The 22,375-nt window shown below is 61.7% G+C and carries 21 protein-coding genes; 19 read left to right on the plus strand and 2 right to left on the minus strand.

Going from position 1 to position 22,375, the window contains the following annotated elements; genetic code table 11:
* Nucleotides 1-33: 33 nt before the first annotated feature.
* From AB8B20_RS02355 to AB8B20_RS02375, 5 genes are all read left to right on the plus strand, one after another.
* A complete protein-coding gene (locus AB8B20_RS02355) occupies nucleotides 34-456 on the plus strand; it encodes an endonuclease domain-containing protein (protein ID WP_093758722.1) in 423 nt (140 codons plus the stop codon).
* Between the two features lie 3 nt (nucleotides 457-459).
* Nucleotides 460-1,881, plus strand: coding sequence for a dihydrolipoyl dehydrogenase (gene lpdA / locus AB8B20_RS02360; RefSeq protein ID WP_093758721.1), 1,422 nt, complete (start codon nucleotides 460-462; stop codon nucleotides 1,879-1,881).
* A gap of 163 nt (nucleotides 1,882-2,044) precedes the next feature.
* Nucleotides 2,045-2,290, plus strand: a complete 246-nt coding sequence (locus AB8B20_RS02365) for a hypothetical protein (protein ID WP_231080775.1) — start codon at nucleotides 2,045-2,047, stop codon at nucleotides 2,288-2,290.
* A gap of 289 nt (nucleotides 2,291-2,579) precedes the next feature.
* Nucleotides 2,580-3,248: a hypothetical protein gene (locus tag AB8B20_RS02370; RefSeq protein WP_439071561.1), complete on the plus strand. Its 669-nt coding sequence runs from the start codon at nucleotides 2,580-2,582 to the stop codon at nucleotides 3,246-3,248.
* Entirely contained in the window at nucleotides 3,235-4,047 is an 813-nt protein-coding gene (locus tag AB8B20_RS02375) for a tetratricopeptide repeat protein (protein WP_093758718.1), read from the plus strand. Before AB8B20_RS02370 ends, AB8B20_RS02375 begins: the two co-directional genes overlap by 14 nt.
* Nucleotides 4,048-4,269: 222 nt before the next feature.
* On the opposite strand, the gene xth is transcribed toward AB8B20_RS02375, so the two are convergent.
* On the minus strand, nucleotides 4,270-5,061 hold the full coding sequence (gene xth, locus AB8B20_RS02380; protein ID WP_093758717.1) for an exodeoxyribonuclease III: 792 nt from the start codon (nucleotides 5,059-5,061) through the stop codon (nucleotides 4,270-4,272).
* Between the two features lie 169 nt (nucleotides 5,062-5,230).
* Here xth and AB8B20_RS02385 point away from each other — a divergent pair, with 169 nt between their 5' ends.
* From AB8B20_RS02385 to AB8B20_RS02395, 3 genes are read left to right on the plus strand one after another with little or no spacing between them, the layout of a single operon-like run.
* The gene (locus tag AB8B20_RS02385; RefSeq protein ID WP_089264722.1) at nucleotides 5,231-6,361 is read left to right on the plus strand and encodes an efflux RND transporter periplasmic adaptor subunit; all 1,131 of its coding nucleotides are present in this window, start codon (nucleotides 5,231-5,233) and stop codon (nucleotides 6,359-6,361) included.
* A gap of 3 nt (nucleotides 6,362-6,364) precedes the next feature.
* Nucleotides 6,365-9,493 carry an efflux RND transporter permease subunit gene (locus tag AB8B20_RS02390; RefSeq protein ID WP_231080773.1) on the plus strand — a complete coding sequence of 1,043 codons (3,129 nt, stop codon included), beginning with the start codon at nucleotides 6,365-6,367 and terminating at the stop codon, nucleotides 9,491-9,493.
* A gap of 11 nt (nucleotides 9,494-9,504) precedes the next feature.
* Nucleotides 9,505-10,347 carry an amidohydrolase family protein gene (locus tag AB8B20_RS02395; protein WP_439071562.1) on the plus strand — a complete coding sequence of 281 codons (843 nt, stop codon included), beginning with the start codon at nucleotides 9,505-9,507 and terminating at the stop codon, nucleotides 10,345-10,347.
* A 26-nt stretch (nucleotides 10,348-10,373) separates the two neighbouring features.
* Here AB8B20_RS02395 and erpA read toward each other — a convergent pair whose 3' ends face one another.
* Nucleotides 10,374-10,721 (minus strand): iron-sulfur cluster insertion protein ErpA, encoded by a 348-nt coding sequence (gene erpA / locus AB8B20_RS02400; protein WP_093758714.1) that lies wholly within the window; start codon nucleotides 10,719-10,721, stop codon nucleotides 10,374-10,376.
* A 100-nt stretch (nucleotides 10,722-10,821) separates the two neighbouring features.
* On the opposite strand from erpA, the gene AB8B20_RS02405 reads away from it, so the two are divergent.
* The 11 genes from AB8B20_RS02405 (at nucleotide 10,822) to serS (ending at nucleotide 22,370) form a co-directional block, all read left to right on the plus strand.
* Nucleotides 10,822-12,036: a deoxyguanosinetriphosphate triphosphohydrolase gene (locus tag AB8B20_RS02405; protein WP_439071563.1), complete on the plus strand. Its 1,215-nt coding sequence runs from the start codon at nucleotides 10,822-10,824 to the stop codon at nucleotides 12,034-12,036.
* A gap of 158 nt (nucleotides 12,037-12,194) precedes the next feature.
* Nucleotides 12,195-13,988: an arginine--tRNA ligase gene (gene argS, locus AB8B20_RS02410; RefSeq protein ID WP_439071564.1), complete on the plus strand. Its 1,794-nt coding sequence runs from the start codon at nucleotides 12,195-12,197 to the stop codon at nucleotides 13,986-13,988.
* A 105-nt stretch (nucleotides 13,989-14,093) separates the two neighbouring features.
* Nucleotides 14,094-15,578 (plus strand): SPOR domain-containing protein, encoded by a 1,485-nt coding sequence (locus AB8B20_RS02415; RefSeq protein ID WP_439071565.1) that lies wholly within the window; start codon nucleotides 14,094-14,096, stop codon nucleotides 15,576-15,578.
* A gap of 46 nt (nucleotides 15,579-15,624) precedes the next feature.
* Nucleotides 15,625-16,650: a beta-N-acetylhexosaminidase gene (gene nagZ / locus AB8B20_RS02420; RefSeq protein ID WP_439071566.1), complete on the plus strand. Its 1,026-nt coding sequence runs from the start codon at nucleotides 15,625-15,627 to the stop codon at nucleotides 16,648-16,650.
* Nucleotides 16,647-17,474, plus strand: a complete 828-nt coding sequence (locus tag AB8B20_RS02425; RefSeq protein ID WP_093758709.1) for a segregation and condensation protein A — start codon at nucleotides 16,647-16,649, stop codon at nucleotides 17,472-17,474. The genes nagZ and AB8B20_RS02425 overlap by 4 nt, the downstream gene beginning before the upstream one ends.
* A gap of 21 nt (nucleotides 17,475-17,495) precedes the next feature.
* Complete coding sequence (gene scpB, locus AB8B20_RS02430) at nucleotides 17,496-18,593, plus strand: SMC-Scp complex subunit ScpB (protein ID WP_439071567.1); 1,098 nt, start codon at nucleotides 17,496-17,498, stop codon at nucleotides 18,591-18,593.
* A gap of 141 nt (nucleotides 18,594-18,734) precedes the next feature.
* Nucleotides 18,735-18,974 (plus strand): twin-arginine translocase TatA/TatE family subunit, encoded by a 240-nt coding sequence (locus AB8B20_RS02435; RefSeq protein WP_068730798.1) that lies wholly within the window; start codon nucleotides 18,735-18,737, stop codon nucleotides 18,972-18,974.
* A gap of 85 nt (nucleotides 18,975-19,059) precedes the next feature.
* Nucleotides 19,060-19,584 (plus strand): Sec-independent protein translocase protein TatB, encoded by a 525-nt coding sequence (tatB, locus tag AB8B20_RS02440; RefSeq protein ID WP_439071568.1) that lies wholly within the window; start codon nucleotides 19,060-19,062, stop codon nucleotides 19,582-19,584.
* Nucleotides 19,581-20,396, plus strand: a complete 816-nt coding sequence (gene tatC / locus AB8B20_RS02445) for a twin-arginine translocase subunit TatC (RefSeq protein WP_089264481.1) — start codon at nucleotides 19,581-19,583, stop codon at nucleotides 20,394-20,396. Before tatB ends, tatC begins: the two co-directional genes overlap by 4 nt.
* Before the next feature lie 77 nt (nucleotides 20,397-20,473).
* Complete coding sequence (locus AB8B20_RS02450) at nucleotides 20,474-20,785, plus strand: hypothetical protein (RefSeq protein WP_231080765.1); 312 nt, start codon at nucleotides 20,474-20,476, stop codon at nucleotides 20,783-20,785.
* 79 nt (nucleotides 20,786-20,864) lie between these two features.
* The gene (gene serS / locus AB8B20_RS02455) at nucleotides 20,865-22,370 is read left to right on the plus strand and encodes a serine--tRNA ligase (protein WP_439071569.1); all 1,506 of its coding nucleotides are present in this window, start codon (nucleotides 20,865-20,867) and stop codon (nucleotides 22,368-22,370) included.
* The last annotated feature ends 5 nt before the right edge of the window (nucleotides 22,371-22,375 follow it).

A 22,375-nucleotide genomic window follows, 5' to 3' on the forward strand; every position in this document is an offset into this window, starting at 1 on the left:
TCGACCGCGCAGCGGTCGAGACGGGTGAGGGGTATGCACCAGCCGGTGTCCTATCAGAAGCGCGCGTTCGCCAAATCGCTGCGAGCGAATGCGACCGAGACTGAAAAGACGCTGTGGCGCCTGCTGCGATCCCGTCGTCTGACAAATCTAAAATTTCGCCGGCAGGTGCCGATTGGTCCTTGGATCGCGGATTTCGTGTCGTTCGAACGTCGTTTGATCGTGGAAGCCGATGGCAGCCAGCATGCGGAGAGTACGAGAGACCAACAACGAGACCGAGATCTGAAGGAGCGCGGATTTCGCACCCTGCGCTTCTGGAACAACGACATTCTGCAGCGCTCGGAAATGGTGCTTGAAGCCATTCTCGACGCTGCCCAGCATTACCCCTCACCCGTCTGCGCGCCTGACGGCGCGCATCCACCCTCTCCCACAAGGGGAGAGGGAAGAAAGAGCGAGTAACTCATGGCTGATAATTCCTTCGACGTCGTCGTCATCGGCTCCGGTCCCGGCGGCTATGTGACGGCCATTCGGGCCGCGCAGCTCGGCTTCAAGACAGCGATCGTCGAGAAGGCCTATCTCGGCGGCATCTGCAATAACTGGGGCTGTATCCCGACCAAGGCGCTGCTGCGCTCGGCGGAAATCTATCACTACATGCAGCATGCCAAGGATTATGGCCTGTCGGCGGACAACGTGACGTTCGACATCAAGGCCGTGATCGCGCGCTCGCGCGGCGTCGTGAAGCGCCTCAGCGGCGGCGTCGAATATCTGATGAACAAGAACAAGATCTCGATCATCTGGGGCGACGCGACCCTGGATGCGCCGGGCAAATTCACTGTCAAGAAGACGGAAGCCGCAGCACCCAAGGGCGCGCTCGGGGCAGGCAGCTATACTGCCAAGCATATCATCGTCGCCACCGGCGCCCGGCCGCGCGTGCTGCCGGGTCTCGAGCCCGACAAGAAGCTTGTCTGGACCTATTTCGAGGCCATGAACCCCGACAAGATGCCGAAGTCGCTGCTGGTGGTCGGCTCCGGCGCCATCGGCATCGAATTCGCATCGTTCTACAAGACCATGGGCGCCGACGTGACCGTAGTCGAGGTGCTGCCGCAGATCCTGCCAGTCGAAGACGCCGAGATCGCCGGTTTCGCCCGCAAACAGTTCGAGAAGCAGGGCATCAAGATCATGTCCGGCGCGAAGGTGACCAAGCTCGACAAGAAGTCGGATTCGGTCACCGTGACCATCGAAGATGGCAAGGGGGCTACCCAGCAACTCACCGTCGATCGCGTCATCTCGGCGGTCGGTGTGGTTGGCAATATCGAAGGCTTTGGCCTTGAGAAGCTCGGCGTGAAGACCGAGCGCGGCTGTATTGTGATCGACAAATACGGCAAGACCAACGTGCCCGGCATCTATGCCATCGGCGACGTCGCCGGTCCGCCGATGCTGGCCCACAAGGCCGAGCATGAGGGCGTGATCTGCGTCGAGGCGATCAAGGGGATGAACCCGCATGCAATGGACAAGTCGCTGATCCCGGGCTGTACCTATTGTCACCCGCAGGTGGCCTCGGTCGGTCTCACCGAAGCCAAGGCCAAGGAAGCCGGCAAGGACATCCGCGTCGGCCGCTTCCCCTTCGTCGCCAATGGCAAGGCGATCGCCCAGGGCGAGGACCAGGGCATGGTGAAGGTGATCTTCGACAAGAAGACTGGCCAGCTGCTCGGCGCCCATATGGTCGGCGCTGAGGTCGTCGAGATGATCCAGGGCTTTGTGGTCGCTATGAATCTGGAGACCACGGAAGAGGAACTCTTCCACACCATCTTCCCGCATCCGACCATCTCGGAGACGATGAAGGAAGCCGTGCTCGACGCCTATGGGCGCGTGCTGAATACGTAGTCGGAAGCATTTCCGATCGATAATTTTGATCGCCGCATCGTGAAGTTGCGGCGGGCTTACGTTCCGGTCTCCCGACGTTATCTGCCGTCAAGGTCAGACGCGAATGCGTCCAAGGCGCAAAGTGCTGTCATTTCCGAGTAACGCTAAATTCAGGGAGCTTTTCATGAAAACAACGATCACCACTGCCGCGGCTTCGGCCCTCATTGCTCTGATAATGTCCGGTGTCGCCACTGCGTCAGAGCAGCGCTCTGCACACCGGCATGCTCAACCGCAGGCCGTCACAACCCATGGCGACTCACGCGATGCCTTCGCCTATTACCCGGGCTGGGGCCGTGATCCCGTGCTCGTCCGCGGTGTTTATCCCGGGCTGGTCTACGGTGGTGCCACCTCCGCGCCCGCCGGACGTTGAGATCGGCAACGAATGGAAAGGTCGGCCTTGCGCCGACTTTCCGGTAACGCGGCAGCGATTTTAGCCTCGCTCAAAAGGGTTGCCGGTGCGCCACAAATGTTGCTTGGTTGCCACAGTCTCCCAAGATTTAACCCTGTCGTGCTGTGGGTATTGTAACCGCCGCTATTTGGCCACACGCCTTCGTGAAATCATTTCTCACCAGCCAGAAGGCTGGAGCGCTTTGTTGATCGGCGGGATGTCAGTGGGATTGTCCCGGATCGCCGAAGCGGCCTGAGAAACCAGGTTCGCGATGGACGCCAAGACGAACATCAAGTCGCGTTTGCCTAGCCGTCTTATGACGGAGGGCCGGGAGCAGGCGTCGCGTGGCGCGCTCCCCTGGGCGACGCTCCGGCGCGAACGGTTCATCGCCGGCCCCGTGCTGCGCGCGCAAGAATCTCGCACCGTCGAAATCTTCAAAAAGACACCATATGGCACCGATTTGAAGCGGGTGAGCCGTTATGTCGCCAAAGACATATTGGAAGTTGCCGACATACTGTTGCTGAAGACGACATTGCTCGATCACAGCCGGTCGCAGGGAGCGTGCCTTACTGCGACGGGGCAGATGATCGCGGAGAAAATGAAGCCCGTGACGCGGAATTCCCATCAGGACGTCATTCGTTCTGCCGACAAGCTGATCGCCGTTATCGGTGACCTTGTTGGATCGAAGGGGACTCTGGCTCCTGACACCTTCGAATCGATGGGCGGTAGCACCATCGGGCGCGAAACCGGTGAGGGCTGCCTTAACGTAAAATTGACCGACAAAGAATTGGCCGCGCACCCGACCAAACGGAAGCGTCGCGCGACTAACCATATGTCAGGGACGCTGTGGACATATGCCCAGCAGGTTGGATCGGCCATTGGTTGCGCCGTGACCCAAACCGGCCGGGCCCACGAGAAATACTGTTATGCGGATAGTTGAGCGTACCATTTTTGTAGCGTTTGCTTTGGGTGCCGCGTCAGTGGCCGCGCCGGCCTTTGCCTTTGACGGTGCGCCCGTTGGCAGCAGCGACGCGGCCCTGCCAGTTGTAACGACCATCCCCGGTGCTGCTCCGGTCTTGAAGAAGTCCGCCAAGCCTGACACCTCGCTGACTGCGCTCCAATATGCCGCCGAAGGCGGTCATCCGATCGCCCAGTGGAAGCTCGGCCGGATGTATGCCGACGGTAACGGTGTGGCACAGGACGACCTGCGCGCCTTCGAATATTTCAGCCGTATCGCCAATGCCCACGCCGAGGACTCGCCGTCCGCGCCGCAGGCCACCATCGTCGCCAACGCCTTCGTGGCGCTCGGTCGCTATTACCTCGACGGCATTCCGAATTCGAAGATCAAGGCCGACACCGAACGCGCGCGCGAGATGTTCTCCTACGCTGCGTCCTATTTCGGCAATGCCGACGCACAATACGATCTGGCCCGGCTGTATCTGAAGGGCATCGGTACCCCGCGCGACACCAAGTATGGTGCCCGCTGGCTTGGCCTTGCTGCGCAGAAGGGCCAGCACCAGGCGCAGGCGTTGCTTGGCCAGATGCTGTTCAACGGTGAATCGCTGCCACGGCAGATGGCGCGCGGCCTGATGTGGCTGACGCTGGCCCGCGACAATGCCGGCCCGGACGACACCTGGATCCGCGATAGCTACAACAAGGCGATCGCCAAGGCCTCCGAAGACGACCGCGCCATGGCGCTGCAGATGCTTGAGCACTGGGTGTCCGGCAAACGGGACTGAGGGTTGTCCCGGACTAAGCGACCGTTTCCGAGCGCGATTACCTCACACTCGACAGTCGTCACCCGGCTTGACCGGGTGACCCAGTAATCGCCAGCCTTCATTATTATCAACGAGTGCTCGCGTCAGGCGCCGTCTCGGAACGTTGCCCCGGGCGTTTGCTGGATCGCCCGGTCAAGCTGGACGATGACAATTTGTGTTTGGGGAGCGCTTGGCGACGGGCCTTTACGCCGCTTCAAGATCCAGGTCGACCCACACCGGCACGTGATCGCTCGGCTTCTCCCAGGCGCGCACATATTTGTCGATGCCGACGTCGATGAGTTTGTCGCTGGCCTGCGGTGACAGCAGCAGATGGTCGATGCGGATGCCCCAGTTCTTCTGCCAGGCGCCGGCCTGATAGTCCCAGAACGTGTACTGGCCGGGCTCGTCGGTGACGGCGCGCAGGGCGTCGGTCATGCCCAAGCCGAGCAGGGTCTGGAAGCTGGCACGGGTTTCCGGCTTGAACAGCGCGTCATTGATCCAGGCCGCCGGATTATAGGCGTCGGCCGCCGCCGGGATGACGTTGAAGTCGCCGGCGAGAATCAACGGCTCTTCCGTCTTCAGCCGCAGCTTCGTGAATTCCTGTAGTCGCGACATCCATTTCAGCTTGTAGGGATACTTCTCGGTATCGACCGGATTGCCGTTCGGCAGATACAGGCAGGCCACCCTGACCACCCCGGATTTCAGCGACACTACGCCTTCGATGAAGCGGGCATGAAGATCCTCGTCATCGCCGGCCAGCCGAGGCGTGGCTTCCTCCAGCGGATATTTCGAGAGCAGGGCGACGCCGTTGAACGTCTTCTGGCCGTGGGTGACGACATTGTAGCCGAGCGCCTCGATGGGCTCGCGCGGAAACGCCTCATCGAGGCATTTGATCTCCTGCAGGCAGACGATGTCCGGCGAGCAGTCGCGCAGCCACGTCACCAGATGGTCCAGCCGCTGGCGGACAGAATTCACATTCCAGGTGGCAATTCTCATCTGATGGGATTCCGGTAACAACAATGGCAAAAATACGTCAACGTGGCATACCATCATCCCTGCCAACATGATAAGCTTTAAGCCTAAAGCGCACAGACGCTGTCTTTAAAGCTGCCATGGGCGGGAAACGGGGGCGACCCGATCTTCTGTACCAGGTGACATGGACCATATGAAGAAACGCACATCGATCGCTCTACTCGTTCTCGTCGGCGCTGCCGCGGTTGCGGCCTACACGACGCGCTCCTCGTGGACCGGTGGCAACACCAATGCACAGGCCCCGCAGCGCGCGCGGATCGTTGCGGTCGAGATTGCCAAGGCGGAACGCAAACCGGTTCCGGTCGATGTCGATTCGATCGGTACAGTAACGCCCATTTCGAGTGTCGCGCTCAAGTCGCGGGTGGAAACCACCATCACCTCGGTGCATTTTGAAGACGGCGCCAAGGTCAAGGAAGGCGATCTGCTGTTCACCCTCGATTCGCGGCAGATTGATGCCCAGATCGAGCAGGCCGAAGGCACGCTGGCCCGCGATCAGGCCCAACTGGCCGGTGCGGAACGCGACGTGCGGCGCTTTACCGATCTGATCGGGAAGGGCGCGACCACCCAGGTGAGCGTCGATAATGCCAAGACCCAATCCGACATCCTGGCCGGAACCATCCGGGCCGATCAGTCGGCGCTCGATAATCTCAAGGTCCAGAAGAGCTACACCATCATTCGCGCGCCGTTCTCCGGCCGGATCAGTGCAGCCAATGTGAAGGTCGGCAATTTCGTGCGCCCGGCTGATACGGCGCCGCTCGCCACCATCAATCAGATGGCTCCGGTCTATGTCTCCTTCGCCATTCCGCAACGTGTGCTTGGCGATCTGCGCGAAGCGATGGCGGCGGGATCGACCTCGGTCATTGCGACCATCCCGAACAGCGGCCGTTCTGAAACCGGCAAGGTGGCGATGGTGGAAAACACTGTGGATTCCACCACCGGCATGGTCACTGTGCGCGGCATCATGAGCAATCCGAACGAAACCCTGTGGCCGGGCATTCTGGTACAGACCAAATTGATCGTGCGCACCGAGGACGGCGTTGTTGTACCCACCGTGGCCGTGCAGCGCAGCCAGACCGGGAACTTCGTCTTCATGGTGAAGGACGGCGTCGCCCGTGTTCAGCCTGTCGAAGTCGATCGGACCTTCCAGGGGATTTCGGTGATCTCGTCGGGTTTAAAAGGGGATGAGGACGTCGTCGTCGACGGCCAGCTCTTGCTGACACAAGGCACACGGGTCGAAGCCCGGGCTCGCAAGGCCGGGGCATAAAACATGACCCTCTCGGAGCTCTGCATCCGTCGCCCTGTGATGACCACGCTCATCACGGCGACGATTATCGCGTTTGGCATTTTCGGTTTCCGGCTGCTGCCGGTGTCGGCGCTTCCGAAAGTGGACTTTCCGACCATCGCGGTGACGGCGACGCTGCCGGGCGCCAGCGCCGACACGATGGCGGCCTCGGTCGCCGGCATCATTGAGCGTCAGCTCTCGACCATCGCTGGTATCTCTTCGATGTCGTCGAGCTCGTCGCAGGGAACGACCCAGATCATCATTCAGTTCGATCTCAACCGCAATATCGATGCGGCGGCGCTGGACGTGCAGACTGCGCTGACGATCGCACAGCGCCGGTTGCCGATCGAAATGACGATCCCGCCGAGTTTCCGCAAGGTGAACCCCGGCGATTTCCCGGTGCTGTTCATTGCGCTGAGTTCATCGACGCTGCCGCTCTCGGCCGTCAATGAATTTGGCGATATCACCATCGGGCAGGCGCTGTCGCAGATTCCCGGCGTGGCGCAGGTGCTGATCTATGGCACGCAGAAATTCGCCATTCGCGTCCAGGCCGATCCTGAAGCTGCGGCGGCTCGTGGATTGTCGCTTGAAGATATCCGTACGGCGGTGTCACGCGCGAACTCCTCGACGCCGGTCGGAACTCTGAACGGACCGAAGCAGGATATCTCGCTGCAGGCATCCGGACAGATGTCCAAGGCCGCCGACTACGGCCAGGTCGTTGTTGCCTGGCGCAACGGCTCGCCGGTCAAGCTGAACGAAGTCGCCAAGATCTATGACGCCGTCGAAAACGACAAGGTCGCGACCTGGTTGAATGGCGAGCGCGCCATCGTGCTGGCGATCCAGAAGCAGCCCGACGCCAACACGGTCGCTGTGGTCGACGGCGTCCGCGCCAAGCTGCCGTCGCTGCGCGCGCAATTGCCGCCATCGGTCGAAGTCAATATGATGATGGACCGCTCGATCTCGGTCCGCGAAGCCGTCGCCGACGTCGAGGAGACATTGCTGATCGCCGTGGTGCTGGTGATCTTCGTGATCTTCCTGTTCCTGCGCTCAGCCTCAGCGACCTTGATTCCCGCGCTGGCGGTGCCGATCTCGATCTTCGGCACATGCGCTGCGATGTACATGCTGGACTACTCCATCAACAACATGACGCTGCTGGCGCTGACACTGTCCGTCGGCTTCGTTGTCGACGACGCCATCGTCATGCTGGAGAATATCGTCCGGCACATCGAACTCGGCATGAAGCCGTTCGATGCGGCCCTGAAGGGCGCGCGCGAAATCGGTTTCACCATCGTCTCGATCACCTTCTCGCTGATCGCGGTGTTCATTCCCGTGCTGCTGATGGGCGGAATTGTCGGCCGTGTGTTCCGTGAATTCGCGGTGACGATCGCGGTGGCGATCATCGTCTCCGGCTTCGTGTCGCTGACGCTGACGCCCATGCTCTGCGCGCGCGTGCTCAAGGCGCACAATCCCGAGCACAAGGAAAATTTCATCCTGCGCGGTTTCGAGCGCATATTTGCGGCTTGGCTGCGCGGTTACGAATGGGCGCTCGATCGCGTACTGGCACACAAGGGCATCATGCTGGTGGTGACACTCGCGACCCTCGGCGGCACCGTTTATCTCTACAACATCGTACCAAAGGGCTTCTTCCCGCAGGAGGATACCGGGTTCCTGACCGGTACGACCGAAGCCGCAACCGATACGTCCTTCGAAGCGATGAGTGCGCGGCAGCAGGCGCTTGCTGATCTGCTGAAATCCGATCCTGCCGTCGAATACATCAACAGCACCGTGGGCTCCGGCGGCCCGAATGCGACGGCGAATTACGGTCGTCTGTTCGTTGCGCTGAAGCCGCGCCAGGATCGTGATCCCGCGCAGGTGGTGATGACGCGGCTGCGCCAGAAGTCGTTGGCCGTTCCTGGCTTGCAGGCCTTCTTCCAGAGCATCCAGAATCTGAACATCGGCGGCCGACCGTCGAAGAGCCAGTATCAATACGTGCTTCAGGGCAGCGACACCGACACGCTGTATCGCGTATCGCCGGAGATGCGCGACCGCATCGCCAAGGTGCCGGGCCTGCTCGATGTGACCACCGACCTATACATCAAGAACCCGCAAATGACGGTCGATATCGACCGCGAAAAGGCAGCGGTTTACGGCGTGACCGTCGATCAGGTTCGTAACCAGCTCTATAATGCATTCGGCTCGCGTCAGGTCGGCACCATCTATATGCCGACCAACGACTATCAGATCATTCTGGAAGCACAGCCGCAGTTCCGGATCGATCCGAGCGACCTCTCCAAGCTCTATATGAAGACGTCGAACAATCAGACCATTCCGCTGAGCGCGGTCGCGCGTCTGGTGCCAACGGTCGGGCCGCTGCAGATCAACCATCAGGGTCAGCAGCCGGCGGTGACGATCTCGTTCAATCTGGTGCCCGGCTATTCGCTGGGGTATGCGGTCGACCAGATCACGCAAATCGAGGCGGATTCCAAACTGCCGGTGACCATCGCCACCGGCTTCTCTGGCACGGCGCAGGTCTTCCAGGATTCATTGCGCGGGCAGGGCGTGCTCATCCTCGCCGCTGTGTTCGCGGCCTTCGTGATCCTCGGCATCCTCTATGAGAGCTTCATCCACCCGATCACAATCATCTCCGGTCTGCCATCGGCCGGCATTGGTGCCATCCTGACGCTGATGTTGTTCAAGATGGAAATGTCTGTGATCGCCATGATCGGCATCGTCATGCTGGTCGGCATCGTCAAGAAGAACGCCATCATGATGGTCGACTTCGCACTCGAGCGTCGTCGCGTCGGCCTGTCGGCCGAACACGCGATCCGCGAAGCCGCGCTGCTGCGTTTCCGCCCGATCATGATGACGACTTTTGCGGCCATCTTCGGCACGCTGCCGATCGCGCTCGGTGCCGGTGCCGGCGCCGAACTGCGTCAGCCGCTTGGTGTTGCCGTGGTCGGCGGTCTGTGTGTCTCGCAATTGCTGACGCTGTTCATCACGCCGGTGATCTACATCTATCTCGATCGCATCGACCGCAAGCTGAAGCGCAAGCTGCAGCCGCAGCTCGAGGAAGAAGACCACGACGATCGTCCGCGCGTCGTGGCTGCGGAATAGGGATGTCTTCAATGCCGGTGAGAACACTCACTGTGGCCGCTTTGCTGGCCGCACTCGTTGTCGCGCCGGTCCGTGCCGACGATCGGATCGAAATCTTCGACGCCCATATGCATTACAACTGGGAGCCGAAGCCGTATTACCAGCCCGACGAAGTGTTGGAGGTTTTCAGGAAGAATCGCGTCACCGGGATTCTCGCCACCAGCCGCCCGAACACCGGCACCCATGTGCTGATGGACGGCAAGGCCAGCGGCAAGGCAGGCGATCTGCAGGTCGTGCCGTTCATCCGGCCGTATCGCGTGCGCGCCGATATCGGCAGCTGGTTCAACGATCCCGTAATCTTCGATCTCGTGCAGGAGGAGTTCAAGCGCGGCTACTATCGCGGTGTCGGCGAATTCCATCTGACCGGCAAGGCGGCCGATACCGAGATGGTCAAGAAGACCGTCGACTTCGCGGTCGCCAACAATCTCTATCTGCACGCTCATGCGGACGATGAGGCCGTCGAAATCCTGATGCGGCATAATCCGCGCGCGCAGATCATCTGGGCGCATACCGGCTTTAGCCTCGCGCCGGATCGGGTTGCGGCGATGCTGGTAAAATATCCAAAGCTCTGGGGTGAGTTATCCTATCGCAGCGGCATCGTGGATGGATCAGGCAGACTGACGCCGCAATGGCGCGTGCTGTTTGAGCGCTACCCCGATCGCTTCCTGCTGGGCTCCGACACCTGGGTGCCGGAACGCTGGGCGAGCTATGGCGACATTATGGATGGCTATCGTGCCTGGCTGGCGCAACTGCCGCCGGCGGTCGCTAAACAGATCGCGCACGGCAACGCGCGGGCGCTGTTCGCCGAGAAATAGACCGATCTAAATGAACCGAATAGAGGTCAGATCGAGAAGCTGGTCCCGCAGCCGCAGGACGCCGTCGCGTTCGGATTGACGACGCGGAACGAGGCGCCGATCAGGTCATCGACGAAGTCGAGTTCGGAGCCGGCCAGGAATGGCGCTGAGGAAGGGTCGACCAGCACCACGGCGCTGTCACGTTCGATCAGGATGTCGTCGTCCGCCTTGGCGCGCTCGACGTCGAACTTGTACTGGAAGCCGGAGCAGCCGCCGCCTTCAACCGACACGCGGAGCATGGCGCCGTTGCCTTCGGTCTTGAGGATCTCGCCGATCCGGCGCGCAGCACGCGCGCTGACGGTGAGGGGGGCCTCGGTGACTGCAGTGTCGGTCATATCTGGCTCTCCGGGCAGGATTCGAACCATTTGAATCTGCCGCTCCCCATAGTTAAGTGCGGCAGGCTCAGGAATCAATTGGATCAAGGATAAACACGCCGTGTCGGTCGGAATGGCTGCTCCCCGCGCACCCTATGCCTGCGACCCCGATCGCAGCCGTGGACGGCTGTTTTCCGAGGCTCCGAGCCGGACCCGCAGCGCGTTTCGCCGGGATTGCGACCGGGTCATCCACTCGACTGCGTTTCGCCGGCTCAAGCACAAGACCCAGGTCTTCGTGTTCCATGAGGGCGATCATTACCGCACCCGTCTCACCCACACGTTGGAGGTGGCGCAGATCGCCCGCGCCGTGGCCCGGCAACTGGGCCTCGACGAGGACCTGACCGAGACCCTGGCGCTGGCCCATGACATCGGCCATCCGCCGTTCGGCCATGCCGGCGAGCGGGCGCTGGACGCCTGTCTCGAGGCCCATGGCGGCTTCGATCATAACGCCCAGACCCTGCGCCTCGTCACGTCGCTGGAGCATCGGTATCCCGAGTTCGATGGCCTCAATCTGACCTGGGAAACCCTCGAAGGCATCGTCAAACACAACGGGCCTCTGACCGACGCGTTAGGCGCGCCGGTCGGACGTTATGCCACTCACGGCGTGCCATTCGGGATCACCGAATATGACCGCACCTTTGATCTGGAGCTGTCGAGCTTCGCGTCAATGGAGGCTCAGGTTGCGGCGATTGCAGATGATATCGCCTATGACGCTCATGACATCGACGATGGATTGCGCGCCGGGCTGTTCACCGTCGATGACCTCAAGGCGATGCCGCTGACGCAAGACATGATCGCCAAGATCGACACGCGCTATCCCGGTCTCGACGAGAGCCGCCGCGGCGCCGAACTGGTGCGCGAGTTGATTTCCTATCTGATTGGCGCGGTCGTCGGTGAGACGGAGCAACGACTCGGCGCGGTGCTGCCGAAATCCGCGGAGGACATTCGCCGCTGCGGGCGCAAGCTCGTCGCGTTTCGTGCTAACGCAGCAGAAGCCGAGGCTGGGATCAAGGCCTTCCTCTGGCAGCACATGTATCGCCATGAGCGTGTCATGCGGGTGATGGTAGAGGCGGAATGTCTGGTTACCGACCTGTTCGCACGCTATCAGCGCGCGCCCGAGGATCTACCGCCGGAATGGCTGCCCCCTGAAGGCGCCGAGCCGGAATCGGAGGGCGAACAGGCGCGCCGGATCGGCAATTTCATTGCCGGGATGACCGACCGTTTTGCCATCACCGAACATATCCGGCTCTTTGACTCGACCCCCGAATTGCGTTAGGCGAAAGCCTCTAAGTGCCTTTCGGGGCTGCAGATTTCGATCCTTGCCCACTTGGCGGATCGGCCGTCAAAGAATTGGCGGAAGGCCCCCGAAACCGCTATTCCATCCTGATGCAATCCTGCCGGAATCCTCCGGCGCAAGCTGGTTCCCGTATCGCCATGGCCTCGACTATTCCGACCCCGCATCTGTTCGCCAACGTGCTCGCGCGCGTTCACGCGATCTGCAACGCCCTCGTCAGTGAAGGCGTGTTGCCCGCCGGCATCGATCTGTCGCGCGTCGTCGTCGAGCCGACCAAGGATGCGTCGCATGGGGACATGGCGAGCAATGCCGCGATGGTGCTGGCGAAAGAGGCGAAAGCCAAGCCGCGCGATCTGGCTGACGCTATCGCTGCGAAGCTGTGCGAAGACGATCTGGTGACGTCGGTGGATGTCGCCGGACCCGGCTTCATCAATCTCACGCTGAAGTCGTCGGCCTGGGCCGATGCGCTGCGCGCGGTGCTGCGCGACGGTGCCTCGTATGGCCGGAGTGCCGTCGGAGCCGGTGAGAAGGTCAATGTCGAATACGTGTCGGCCAATCCGACGGGACCGATGCATGTTGGCCATTGCCGCGGCGCCGTATTCGGCGATGCGCTGGCGAGTCTACTCGATTGCGCCGGTTATGACGTTACCCGCGAATACTACATCAACGACGCCGGTGCGCAGGTCGACGTACTCGCGCGCTCCGCGCATTTGCGTTACCGCGAGGCGCTCGGCGAAGCCATCGGCGATATTCCGGAAGGCTTGTATCCGGGCGACTATCTGGTGCCGGTGGGGCAGGCGCTCGTGGCTGAGTACGGCGCTGCGCTGAACCAGATGCCCGAGGACAAGTGGCTGCCGATCACGCGCGCCAAGGCCATTTCCATGATGATGGAGATGATCAAGGGCGATCTCGCCGCACTGAACATCTCCCACGAAGTGTTCTTTTCCGAGCGTTCACTGATCGATGGCGGTACCGACATGGTCGGCGCAACGATCGAATTCCTGCGCGGCAAGGGTGACGTCTATATCGGCCGGCTGCCGCCGCCGAAGGGGAAACCCATCGACGACTACGAGGACCGCGAGCAGACCCTGTTCCGCGCCACGGCCTATGGCGACGATGTCGATCGTCCGCTGCTGAAGTCGGATGGCGGCTACACGTATTTTGCGTCCGATATCGCCTATCACAAGACCAAGTTCGACCGTGGCTTCCTCAACATGGTCGACGTCTGGGGCGCCGATCACGGCGGCTATATCAAGCGTGTGCAGGCGGCGATCAAGGCGGTAACGGCAGGGAAGGCTGAACTCGACGTCAAGATCGTGCAGCTTGTGAAGCTGTTGCGCAATGGCGAGCCGGTGAAGATGTCGAAGCGCTCCGGCGATTTTGTCACCCTGCGCGAAGTGGTCGACGAGGTCGGCTCCGACGCAGTGCGCTTCATGATGCTGTTCCGCAAGAACGACGCGGTGCTGGATTTCGACCTCGCCAAGGTGATCGAGCAGTCCAAGGACAATCCGGTTTTCTATGTCCAGTACGGGCATGCCCGCGGCCATTCGATCTTCCGCAATGCGCGGGAGATGCTGGCCGACCTGCCTCTGGAAACCGAGGCGCGCATTGCCTATCTAAAAGACGCGGCGATGGAGCGGCTCGACGATATCGCCGAGTTGGGCCTGATGCGGCAGTTAGCATTGTACCCACGGATGATAGAATCTGCGGCCACGGCGCACGAGCCGCACCGGATCGCTTTCTATCTGTATGATCTCGCCAGCGAATTTCATGCGCTCTGGACGCGCGGACGCGATATGCCTCATTTACGCTTCATTATCACTAATGATGCAGAACTTACCAAAGCGCGATTGGCACTCGTCCAGAGCGTCGTCTCAGTCCTGGCTTCGGGCCTCGCCGTTCTCGGCGTCACCGCACCGGACGAGATGCGGTAGACAGGGGACGGCCGCTCACATGGGGATCTGTGGGTGGTTCTTGATAGCAGCTGTTTCGTTTGAAAAGCGGGTTGGCGGCTTTCCCGAAGGGGATGCGACATCACAATGGCTAATCGATACCAGAACCGACCTTTCCCAGCGGATGACGATTACGGCCGCGACGCTCAATCGCGGACGAAGGGCGAGGGCGATCCGCTCGCCGAGCTCGCGCGGCTGATCGGGCAAACCGACCCGTTCGCGAGCAACAGCCGCCCTGCGCCTGCGCCGCGCCAGGCTGAACCGGCCTATCAGGACGAGCCGGAATATGAGGAAGAACCCGCGCAGCCCGGCCCGCCGCCATGGATGCAGCGTGCAGCAGCCCACGAGCCGCAGCAGCAGGAATTCGAAAATCTTCATCCAGTGCAGCGTTACGGCGCTCAGCATCAGGAGCCGCAGCATCTGCAGCCGGAGGCCGATTATCATCAGGCGCCGGCATTTGCCGCGCATACGGATCATCAGGCGCAGGACTATCAGGGCCAGTACGACCAGGCTCACGCGCCGCATGATCCCAATCGTTATGACGATGCGCTATATGGCCACGCCGATGGCGCACAGGCCCAGCATCCGCACGACGATCAATACCAGGACGATCCTTACGCCTATCAGGACGGCTATGCCGAGCAGGCAGAGGCGCCGAAGCGTCGCGGTGGCATGGCGACCGTCGCCGTCGTGCTGGCGCTGGCCGTAGTCGGTACCGGTGCTGCCTTCGCCTATCGTACATTTATGGGGTCGGCGCGCACTGGCGAACCGCCGGTGATCAAGGCCGAGCCCGGTCCAAACAAGATCGTCCCGCCGTCGGCGACAGCCGCGGCCGACGGCAAGCCGATTCAAGATCGTCTCGGCGGCGCAGCCCCCGAGCGGTTGGTGTCGCGCGAAGAGCAGCCCGTCAACGTGCAGGATGCCACCAAGGCTGGTCCGCGTGTGGTGTTCCCGCCGCTGAACCAGAACGCCAACCCGCCATCCACCGCCAGCGTGTCGCCATCCAACAAGCCGATGGTCGGCAATGGCGCGATGCAGGGCGATGAGCCCCGCAAGATCCGTACTTTTGCCGTCAAGGGTGACCAGTCCGACGCCGGGGCCACACCGGCCGCGCGTCAGGCGCCGGCCCGCATCGCCGCTCCGGCAGCGGTTCCTGCAGCCGCGCCCGCTGCGGCACCGCGCGCGACCAATGCCAACGCATCAGCCAATGCCCCGATGTCACTGTCGCCGCAGGCCGCGCCTCCGGCTGCAGCCGCTCCTCCGGCGCCCTCGCGTATGGCCTCGACCAACCCGACCCAGCAGGCGGCCCCAGTCGCCTCCAGCGGCGGCTATGTGGTCCAGGTATCGTCCCAGCGGTCGGAGGGCGATGCGCAGGCGTCGTTCCGTGCCCTACAGACCAAGTTCCCCTCGGTGCTGGGATCGCGTGCGCCGTTGATCAAGAAGGCCGACCTTGGCGACAAGGGGACCTATTATCGGGCCATGGTTGGACCGTTCGGCTCGCAGGACGAAGCGTCACAGGTCTGCGGGAACCTGAAATCTGCCGGCGGACAGTGCGTCGTCCAAAGGAATTAACGGCCGTTTCCTTGACCCTGGGCGTTGATGGGGGCTAATCGGCCCCATGAGCACACGCGCATTCATCACCGGTGTATCTGGGCTGGAACTGACCGCTGAAGAGCGCGCATTTCTGCGCGCGGAACGGCCGTGGGGCTTCATTCTCTTCAAGCGCAATGTCGATAATCCCGCCCAAGTTGCTCGACTTGTAGAAGAATTGCGAAACACGACCGGTGATCTCGATGCGCCAGTCCTGATCGATCAGGAAGGCGGTCGGGTCCAGCGCCTGGGGCCACCGCATTGGCCGGTCTATCCACCCGGCGCCGTGTTCAGTGTTCTCTACGATGCCGACCCGGAAGCAGGCCTCAGGGCGGCCTGGCTCAGCTCACGGCTCATAGCGAGTGACCTTGTGGACCTCGGTATCACCGTGGACTGCCTGCCGCTGGCAGACGTCCCGGTGGAAGGCGCTGATGCCGTGATCGGCAATCGCGCCTATGGCACCGAGCCCGGCAAGGTCGCGATTATTGCGCGCGCCGTGACCGAAGGTCTGTCGCAAGGTGGCATTCTACCGGTGCTCAAACACATTCCCGGCCATGGTCGGGCGACCGCCGATACCCATTTCAAATTACCGATCGTAGATAACGCGAGAAGTGAGCTCGAAGCTTCTGATTTCGAAGCATTTCGTCCGCTCGCCGACCTGCCCATGGCGATGACTGCACATGTTGTGTTTAGCGCTCTGGACGCCACCCAACCGGCCACGACTTCTGCGACAATCATCGAACAGGTGATTCGCGGCAGTATCGGGTTCCAGGGTTTGTTGATGAGTGATGACGTGTCCATGAATGCTCTGGCGGGATCGATCGCGGAACGCACGCGGGCGATCGTCAGCGCCGGGTGCGACATGGTCCTGCATTGCAACGGCAAGCTGGACGAGATGCGCGACGTCGTCAGCGAGACCCCGGTTCTGGCTGGGAAGGCGCTTGAGCGCGCCAAGGCGGCCATCGCTGCCCGCGGTCAGCCGCAGCCGTTCGACCGCGCCGCTGGCCGCGCGGAACTGGACGCCTTGATCGCTCGAGCAGGAGCAAGTGCATGAGCGCTGAGATTTTGTCGTTTGAGACCGGACTGCCGGCCGAGGTCGTTCCCGACGACGAGCCGTCGCTGGTCGTCGACGTCGAAGGTTACGAAGGCCCGCTCGACCTATTGCTCGCGCTTGCGCGGCAACAGAAGGTCGACCTGCACAAGATTTCGATCCTCGCGCTGGCCGACCAGTATCTGCTGTTCATCGAAGCCGCGCGGAAGATCCGTCTGGAACTGGCTGCCGACTATCTGGTGATGGCGGCGTGGCTGGCATTCCTGAAGTCGCGCCTGCTACTGCCGGATACGACGGTGCCGGGCGAAGGCCCGAGCGCCGAGGATATGGCGACCGCGCTGGCCAACCGGCTGCGCCGCCTCGAAGCCATCCGCGAGGCCTCGAACAGGCTGATGACCCGGCCGCAGCTCAACCGCGACATCTTTCCGCGCGGCGTTCCCGAGTCGATCGCCGAGGTGAAGCATCCGCGCTTCACGGCGACGCTTTACGATCTGCTGTCGGCCTATGCGACCCAGCGCCAGGCTCGCGTGCTGACGCGCGTCCATCTCGCCAAGCGCACCGTCTGGTCGCTGAGCGAAGCGCGCGCCTCGCTGGAACGGTTGGTTGGCATGGCAGAGGACTGGAGCCGCCTCGACGAATATCTGCTGGCTTACGTCGCCGACCCCGCGCAGCGCGCGACGGTGATGGCCTCGAGTTTTGCAGCTGCGCTTGAACTGGTCCGTGAGGGCACGCTCGACCTCAGCCAGAAAGAAGCATTCGCGCCTTTGTATTTCCGCAAGCACATCGCCCAGCCTGTGCAGGTGGAGCCGGAAGTTCCGGCCGAGTAAGTGGAAGAAGGAGATCCAGACATGGCAAGCCTCGCCGAGAAACGCATCGACGATGTCGAGGATCAGATCGTGCAGTCCGAGGGACAATCCGAGGTCCAGTCGGAAGCGCGCCCCGAAGAATTGCGCCTGCTTGAAGCGCTGTTGTTCGCATCCACCGAGCCGCTCGACCAGTCCGCGCTGGCCAAGCGCATGCCGGATGGCGTCGATATCAAGGCGGCACTGGCGCAGTTGCAGGCCGATTACGCCATGCGCGGCGTCAATCTGGTTCGCGTCGCCAACAAGTGGACGTTCCGCACCGCCGGTGACCTGTCCTGGCTGATGACCCGCGAGACCACCGAAACCCGCAAGCTGTCGCGTGCGGCGATCGAAGTGCTCGCTATCGTTGCCTATCACCAGCCGGTGACCCGTGCCGAAATCGAAGACATTCGCGGCGTCATCACCTCCAAGGGCACGCTTGACGTGCTGCTGGAAACCGGCTGGATCAAGCCGCGCGGCCGTCGCAAGACGCCGGGCCGTCCGCTGACCTTCGGTACCACCGAGAGCTTCCTGTCGCAGTTCAGTCTTGAGGCACTCGGCGATCTGCCGGGTCTTGAGGAACTAAAGGGCACGGGTCTGCTGGATTCGCGGCTGCCGTCCGGCTTCAGCGTGCCCAATCCGTCCGACGATCCGACGCTCCGCGAGGACGAGGATCCGCTGGAGGGCGGCGAACTGGAACTGGCGCTGTCAGCACCCGATCCGGAATTCCCCGAACTGCAGCTCAAGGAACCCGAAGCCGGGACTGTCGGATACGCTGGTGAGGCCCAGGCATTTGCCGAGGCCAAGGCCGAATTCACTGAAACGGCAGATGTTGTGGAGCCAGAGAGCGAAGCGGCCGAGGTCGCGGAACTTGAAGCGCGCGATCTCGACGTGATCGAGCCCGAGCAAGGCGAGGCCGAAGCGGCTGAAGTCGGAGAGCCCGAGTCGGATGAAGACGAGACCGCTGAGCCCGAAACGGCCGAACTCGACGACGATGAAGACGATTCCGACGACGCGGAAGACGACGAGGACGATCAGGACGAAGATGAGCCGGATGACGCTGAGCCGGACGCAACCGACCGGGACGACGACCGCAAGCACTGATCGCGGCATTAACGCTCGCGGCATTGCGCCGCGACATCCGCGATTCCACGAGGGTTAAGTCCTTGTTTTTGACACCCCCGCAGCCTACGTTCCGGTCAGATCAGGCCGGGCGACTGGCCGCGTGTTTGGAGGGTTAGCAGGATGGGTTCACTCAGCATTTGGCACTGGATCGTCGTGATCGGAGTGGTCCTGCTGTTGTTCGGGCGCGGCAAGATTTCCGACCTGATGGGCGACGTTGCGCAGGGTATCAAGGCCTTCAAGAAGGGCATGGCGGACGACGACAAGCCGGCAGACAAGCCGACCGAGCCGGTTCGCACCATCGACCAGACCCCGCCGGCGCCGACCGCCAACCGTACGGACGTCGGCAGCAAGGTTGTCTGAGGTTCCGAAGGGATTGTCCTTGGGGATCGCGGCGGCCATTGAAGGAGACGCGGGCACATCCAGCCCCGCGTGAGCGGATTTTTTCATGTTCGATATCGGGTGGAGTGAACTGGTCGTCATCGCGGTCGTCGCGCTGATTGCCATCGGCCCGAAAGAACTGCCCGGCGTGCTGCGCATGGTCGGGCAGTGGATGGGCAAGGCCCGCAAGATGGCCTCGGAATTCCAGGGCCAGTTCAACGAGGCGATGCGCGAAGCCGAAATGGCCGACGTCAAAAAGGCCTTCGACGACGTGAAGGATGTCGCTTCCGGCTTCACCACCAACAACATCATGACCTCGCTGACCAAGGACGTCAGCGACGCCATGGCCATCGACAAGGCTGACAATCTCGACACGCCTCCGGCCGTGCCCACCACGCCCGAGCCGCCTACACCCGAGACCTTCGTTGAGGCCGAGACGCATGCGCAGGAAACTGCTGCGGTAAACGAGCCGCTGGCCATTACCCGGGAAGTGCAGCCGTCGCCGGTCGAAACCCACGCTCCTGCTAATGATGGCGCGGCAGCCCCCGACGCGGCCAATCCCGACGTTCTGAAGGACGCCAAAGCGTCATGAGTGCCGAAGATATCGAAGCCTCCAAGGCTCCCTTGATGGACCACCTGATCGAGCTGCGGTCGCGGCTGATCAAGGCGCTGCTCGCATTTGCCGTGGCCTTCATCTTCTGCTTCTTCTTCGCCAAGCAGATCTACAACGTGCTGGTCTGGCCGTTCGTCTGGGTCGCCGGCCCCGAGAACTCGAAATTCATCTACACGGCGCTGCTGGAATACTTCCTGACCCAGCTGAAGCTCGCGATGTTCGGCGCTGGGTTCATCTCCTTCCCCGTGATCGCCGCGCAGATCTACATGTTCGTGGCGCCCGGCCTCTACAAGCACGAGAAGGGCGCGTTCCTGCCGTATCTGATCGCGACGCCGTTCTTCTTCGCGTTGGGCTCGCTGCTGGTCTATTTCCTGGTGCTGCCGATGCTAATCCGGTTTTCGCTGGGCATGCAGCAGACCGGAAGCTCCGATACCGCGCAGATCGCGCTGCTGCCCAAGGTCGGCGAATATCTCTCGCTGATGATGTCGTTGATCTTCGCCTTCGGCATCGCCTTCCAGCTCCCCGTCATCCTGACACTGCTTGGCCGCATCGGCATCCTCACGTCGAAGCAGCTGCGCGAAAAGCGCCGCTACTTCATCGTCATCGCTTTCGTTATCGCGGCCGTGCTGACGCCGCCCGATGTGATCAGCCAGGCCTCCCTCGCAATCCCGCTGCTGATCCTCTACGAAGGTTCGATTATCGCGGTCAGCATGGTCGAGAAGAATGCCGCCAAGGCCGCTGCTGCCAAGGCTGCGGCGGGGACCGGCACGGACGTGACGCCGGCGGAGTAGGCGCCTACGTGTTCTTGTAATTGCAATTGTGGCAATCTACCTTAAGTTGTGCAGCGGGCGCTGCTACGGAGGTGATTGTGGCCTTTGCATTTGATACACTCGGCTATTCCAAGCGGCTCCGCGAAGCCGGGGTAGCGAACAATCAGGCCGAGGCTCATGCCGAAGCGGCACGGGATTTCATCATGACCGAGCTTGTCACGAAATCCGATCTCTTCGCTGTTAAGTCCGATCTGGACGCGCGATTGTTGGCGACGCGCAACGATTTGCAGGCAGCCATGGAGGCTCAGACGCTTCGTCTTACAGTGCGCTTGGGTGGCATCGTCGTTACCGCAGTGAGTGTCGCCGTCGCCTGCATTGGAATACTTGCGTTTCTGCTGCGAGCGCACTAACGGGGCGATCGCGCCATTTCATGTTCCAAATGTCAGCTATTCGGGGTACTCAGAGCCGCTTTCGCTCAGGAATCCCGTCATGCACGACATTAAATCGATCCGCGACAATCCCGAAGCTTTCGACGCTGCGCTGAAGCGGCGGGGGCTGGCGCCACTGTCGGCATCGCTGTTGGGGATCGATGAAGCGCGCCGGACCGCGATCCTTGCGTCCGAGCAGGCGCAGGCTCGTCGCAACGCGGCCTCGAAGGAAATCGGCGAGGCCAAGAAGACCAAGGACGAGGCGCGCGCCAATGCGCTGATGGCCGAGGTCACCGAGCTCAAGACGACGATGCCGGCGATGGAAGCCGCGGTGAAGGACACCGAGGATAAGCTCAAGGTCGCGCTTGCTGAAATCCCGAACCTGCCGCTCGACGAAGTGCCTGAGGGTGTTGACGAACACGGCAATGTCGAGCGCCATCACTTCGGTGCCAAGCGCAACTACGCGTTCACGCCGAAACCGCATTATGAGCTCGGCGAAGCCTTGGGCTTCATGGATTTCGAGGCCGCGGCCAACCTCTCGGGCGCACGCTTCGTCGTGCTCAAGAAAGGCCTTGCACGACTGGAGCGTGCCATCGGGCAGTTCATGCTCGATCTGCATACGAATGAGCATGGCTACACGGAAGTGAACCCACCGCTCTTGGTTCGCGACGATGCGATGTTTGGCACTGCGCAGTTGCCAAAATTCGAAGACGATCAATTCTCGACCGAAAATGCGAAGCTTGCGCATCTCGATGTACTGCGGGCCAATCGAACCATGTTCAGAGCGCACTTGCAGAAACTGAAAATACTGTATGAAAAATTTGGTGATCGAACATTGTTTGGCGATGCCCAGCCACTGTTAAGCGAACGGATTATCGAGCAGCAAGATACAGTCGCAGATTTTGATATTGAAATAGCAAGAGTAGAAGCAGAGGTTCAAAACATCCCCAAGAAACTCTGGCTGATCCCGACCGCTGAAGTCCCGCTGACGAATCTCGTCCGTGAATCCATCCTTGACGAAAAAGAACTGCCGCTGCGCATGACGGCGCTGACACCGTGCTTCCGTGCCGAGGCTGGCGCTGCCGGCCGCGATACGCGAGGCATGATCCGCCAGCACCAGTTCACCAAGGTCGAACTGGTCTCGATCACCACGCCCGAGGAAAGCAAGAACGAGCATGAGCGCATGCTGTCTTGCGCCGAGGAAGTGCTGCGCCGGCTTGGTCTGCATTACCGCGTGATGACGCTGTGCACCGGCGATATGGGCTTCGCCGCGCAGAAGACCTACGACATCGAGGTCTGGATGCCGGGCCAGGGCGAGGGCGGTGCTTACCGCGAGATTTCGTCCTGTTCGGTCTGCGGCGATTTCCAGGCGCGTCGCATGGATGCGCGCTCGCGCGGGCCGGATGGCAAACCGCGCTTCGTGCACACTCTGAATGGTTCGGGCACCGCCGTCGGTCGCGCGCTGATCGCCGTGATGGAAAACTATCAGCAGGAAGACGGCTCGATCGCCGTTCCGGATGTGCTGCAGCCTTATATGGGCGGCCTCAAGGTGGTTCAGGCCAGCTAGGCGTC

Source organism: Tardiphaga sp. 866_E4_N1_4, from assembly GCF_052076075.1.
Classification (GTDB): domain Bacteria; phylum Pseudomonadota; class Alphaproteobacteria; order Rhizobiales; family Xanthobacteraceae; genus Tardiphaga; species Tardiphaga robiniae.

Coding starts and splice junctions, on each gene's coding strand:
- AB8B20_RS02355 (WP_093758722.1), top strand. CDS start 34: ATGCACCAGCCGGTGTCCTATCAGAAGCGCGCGTTCGCCAAATCGCTG.
- lpdA (WP_093758721.1), top strand. CDS start 460: ATGGCTGATAATTCCTTCGACGTCGTCGTCATCGGCTCCGGTCCCGGC.
- AB8B20_RS02365 (WP_231080775.1), top strand. CDS start 2,045: ATGAAAACAACGATCACCACTGCCGCGGCTTCGGCCCTCATTGCTCTG.
- AB8B20_RS02370 (WP_439071561.1), top strand. CDS start 2,580: ATGGACGCCAAGACGAACATCAAGTCGCGTTTGCCTAGCCGTCTTATG.
- AB8B20_RS02375 (WP_093758718.1), top strand. CDS start 3,235: ATGCGGATAGTTGAGCGTACCATTTTTGTAGCGTTTGCTTTGGGTGCC.
- xth (WP_093758717.1), bottom strand. CDS start 5,061: ATGAGAATTGCCACCTGGAATGTGAATTCTGTCCGCCAGCGGCTGGAC.
- AB8B20_RS02385 (WP_089264722.1), top strand. CDS start 5,231: ATGAAGAAACGCACATCGATCGCTCTACTCGTTCTCGTCGGCGCTGCC.
- AB8B20_RS02390 (WP_231080773.1), top strand. CDS start 6,365: ATGACCCTCTCGGAGCTCTGCATCCGTCGCCCTGTGATGACCACGCTC.
- AB8B20_RS02395 (WP_439071562.1), top strand. CDS start 9,505: ATGCCGGTGAGAACACTCACTGTGGCCGCTTTGCTGGCCGCACTCGTT.
- erpA (WP_093758714.1), bottom strand. CDS start 10,721: ATGACCGACACTGCAGTCACCGAGGCCCCCCTCACCGTCAGCGCGCGT.
- argS (WP_439071564.1), top strand. CDS start 12,195: ATGGCCTCGACTATTCCGACCCCGCATCTGTTCGCCAACGTGCTCGCG.
- AB8B20_RS02415 (WP_439071565.1), top strand. CDS start 14,094: ATGGCTAATCGATACCAGAACCGACCTTTCCCAGCGGATGACGATTAC.
- nagZ (WP_439071566.1), top strand. CDS start 15,625: ATGAGCACACGCGCATTCATCACCGGTGTATCTGGGCTGGAACTGACC.
- AB8B20_RS02425 (WP_093758709.1), top strand. CDS start 16,647: ATGAGCGCTGAGATTTTGTCGTTTGAGACCGGACTGCCGGCCGAGGTC.
- scpB (WP_439071567.1), top strand. CDS start 17,496: ATGGCAAGCCTCGCCGAGAAACGCATCGACGATGTCGAGGATCAGATC.
- AB8B20_RS02435 (WP_068730798.1), top strand. CDS start 18,735: ATGGGTTCACTCAGCATTTGGCACTGGATCGTCGTGATCGGAGTGGTC.
- tatB (WP_439071568.1), top strand. CDS start 19,060: ATGTTCGATATCGGGTGGAGTGAACTGGTCGTCATCGCGGTCGTCGCG.
- tatC (WP_089264481.1), top strand. CDS start 19,581: ATGAGTGCCGAAGATATCGAAGCCTCCAAGGCTCCCTTGATGGACCAC.
- serS (WP_439071569.1), top strand. CDS start 20,865: ATGCACGACATTAAATCGATCCGCGACAATCCCGAAGCTTTCGACGCT.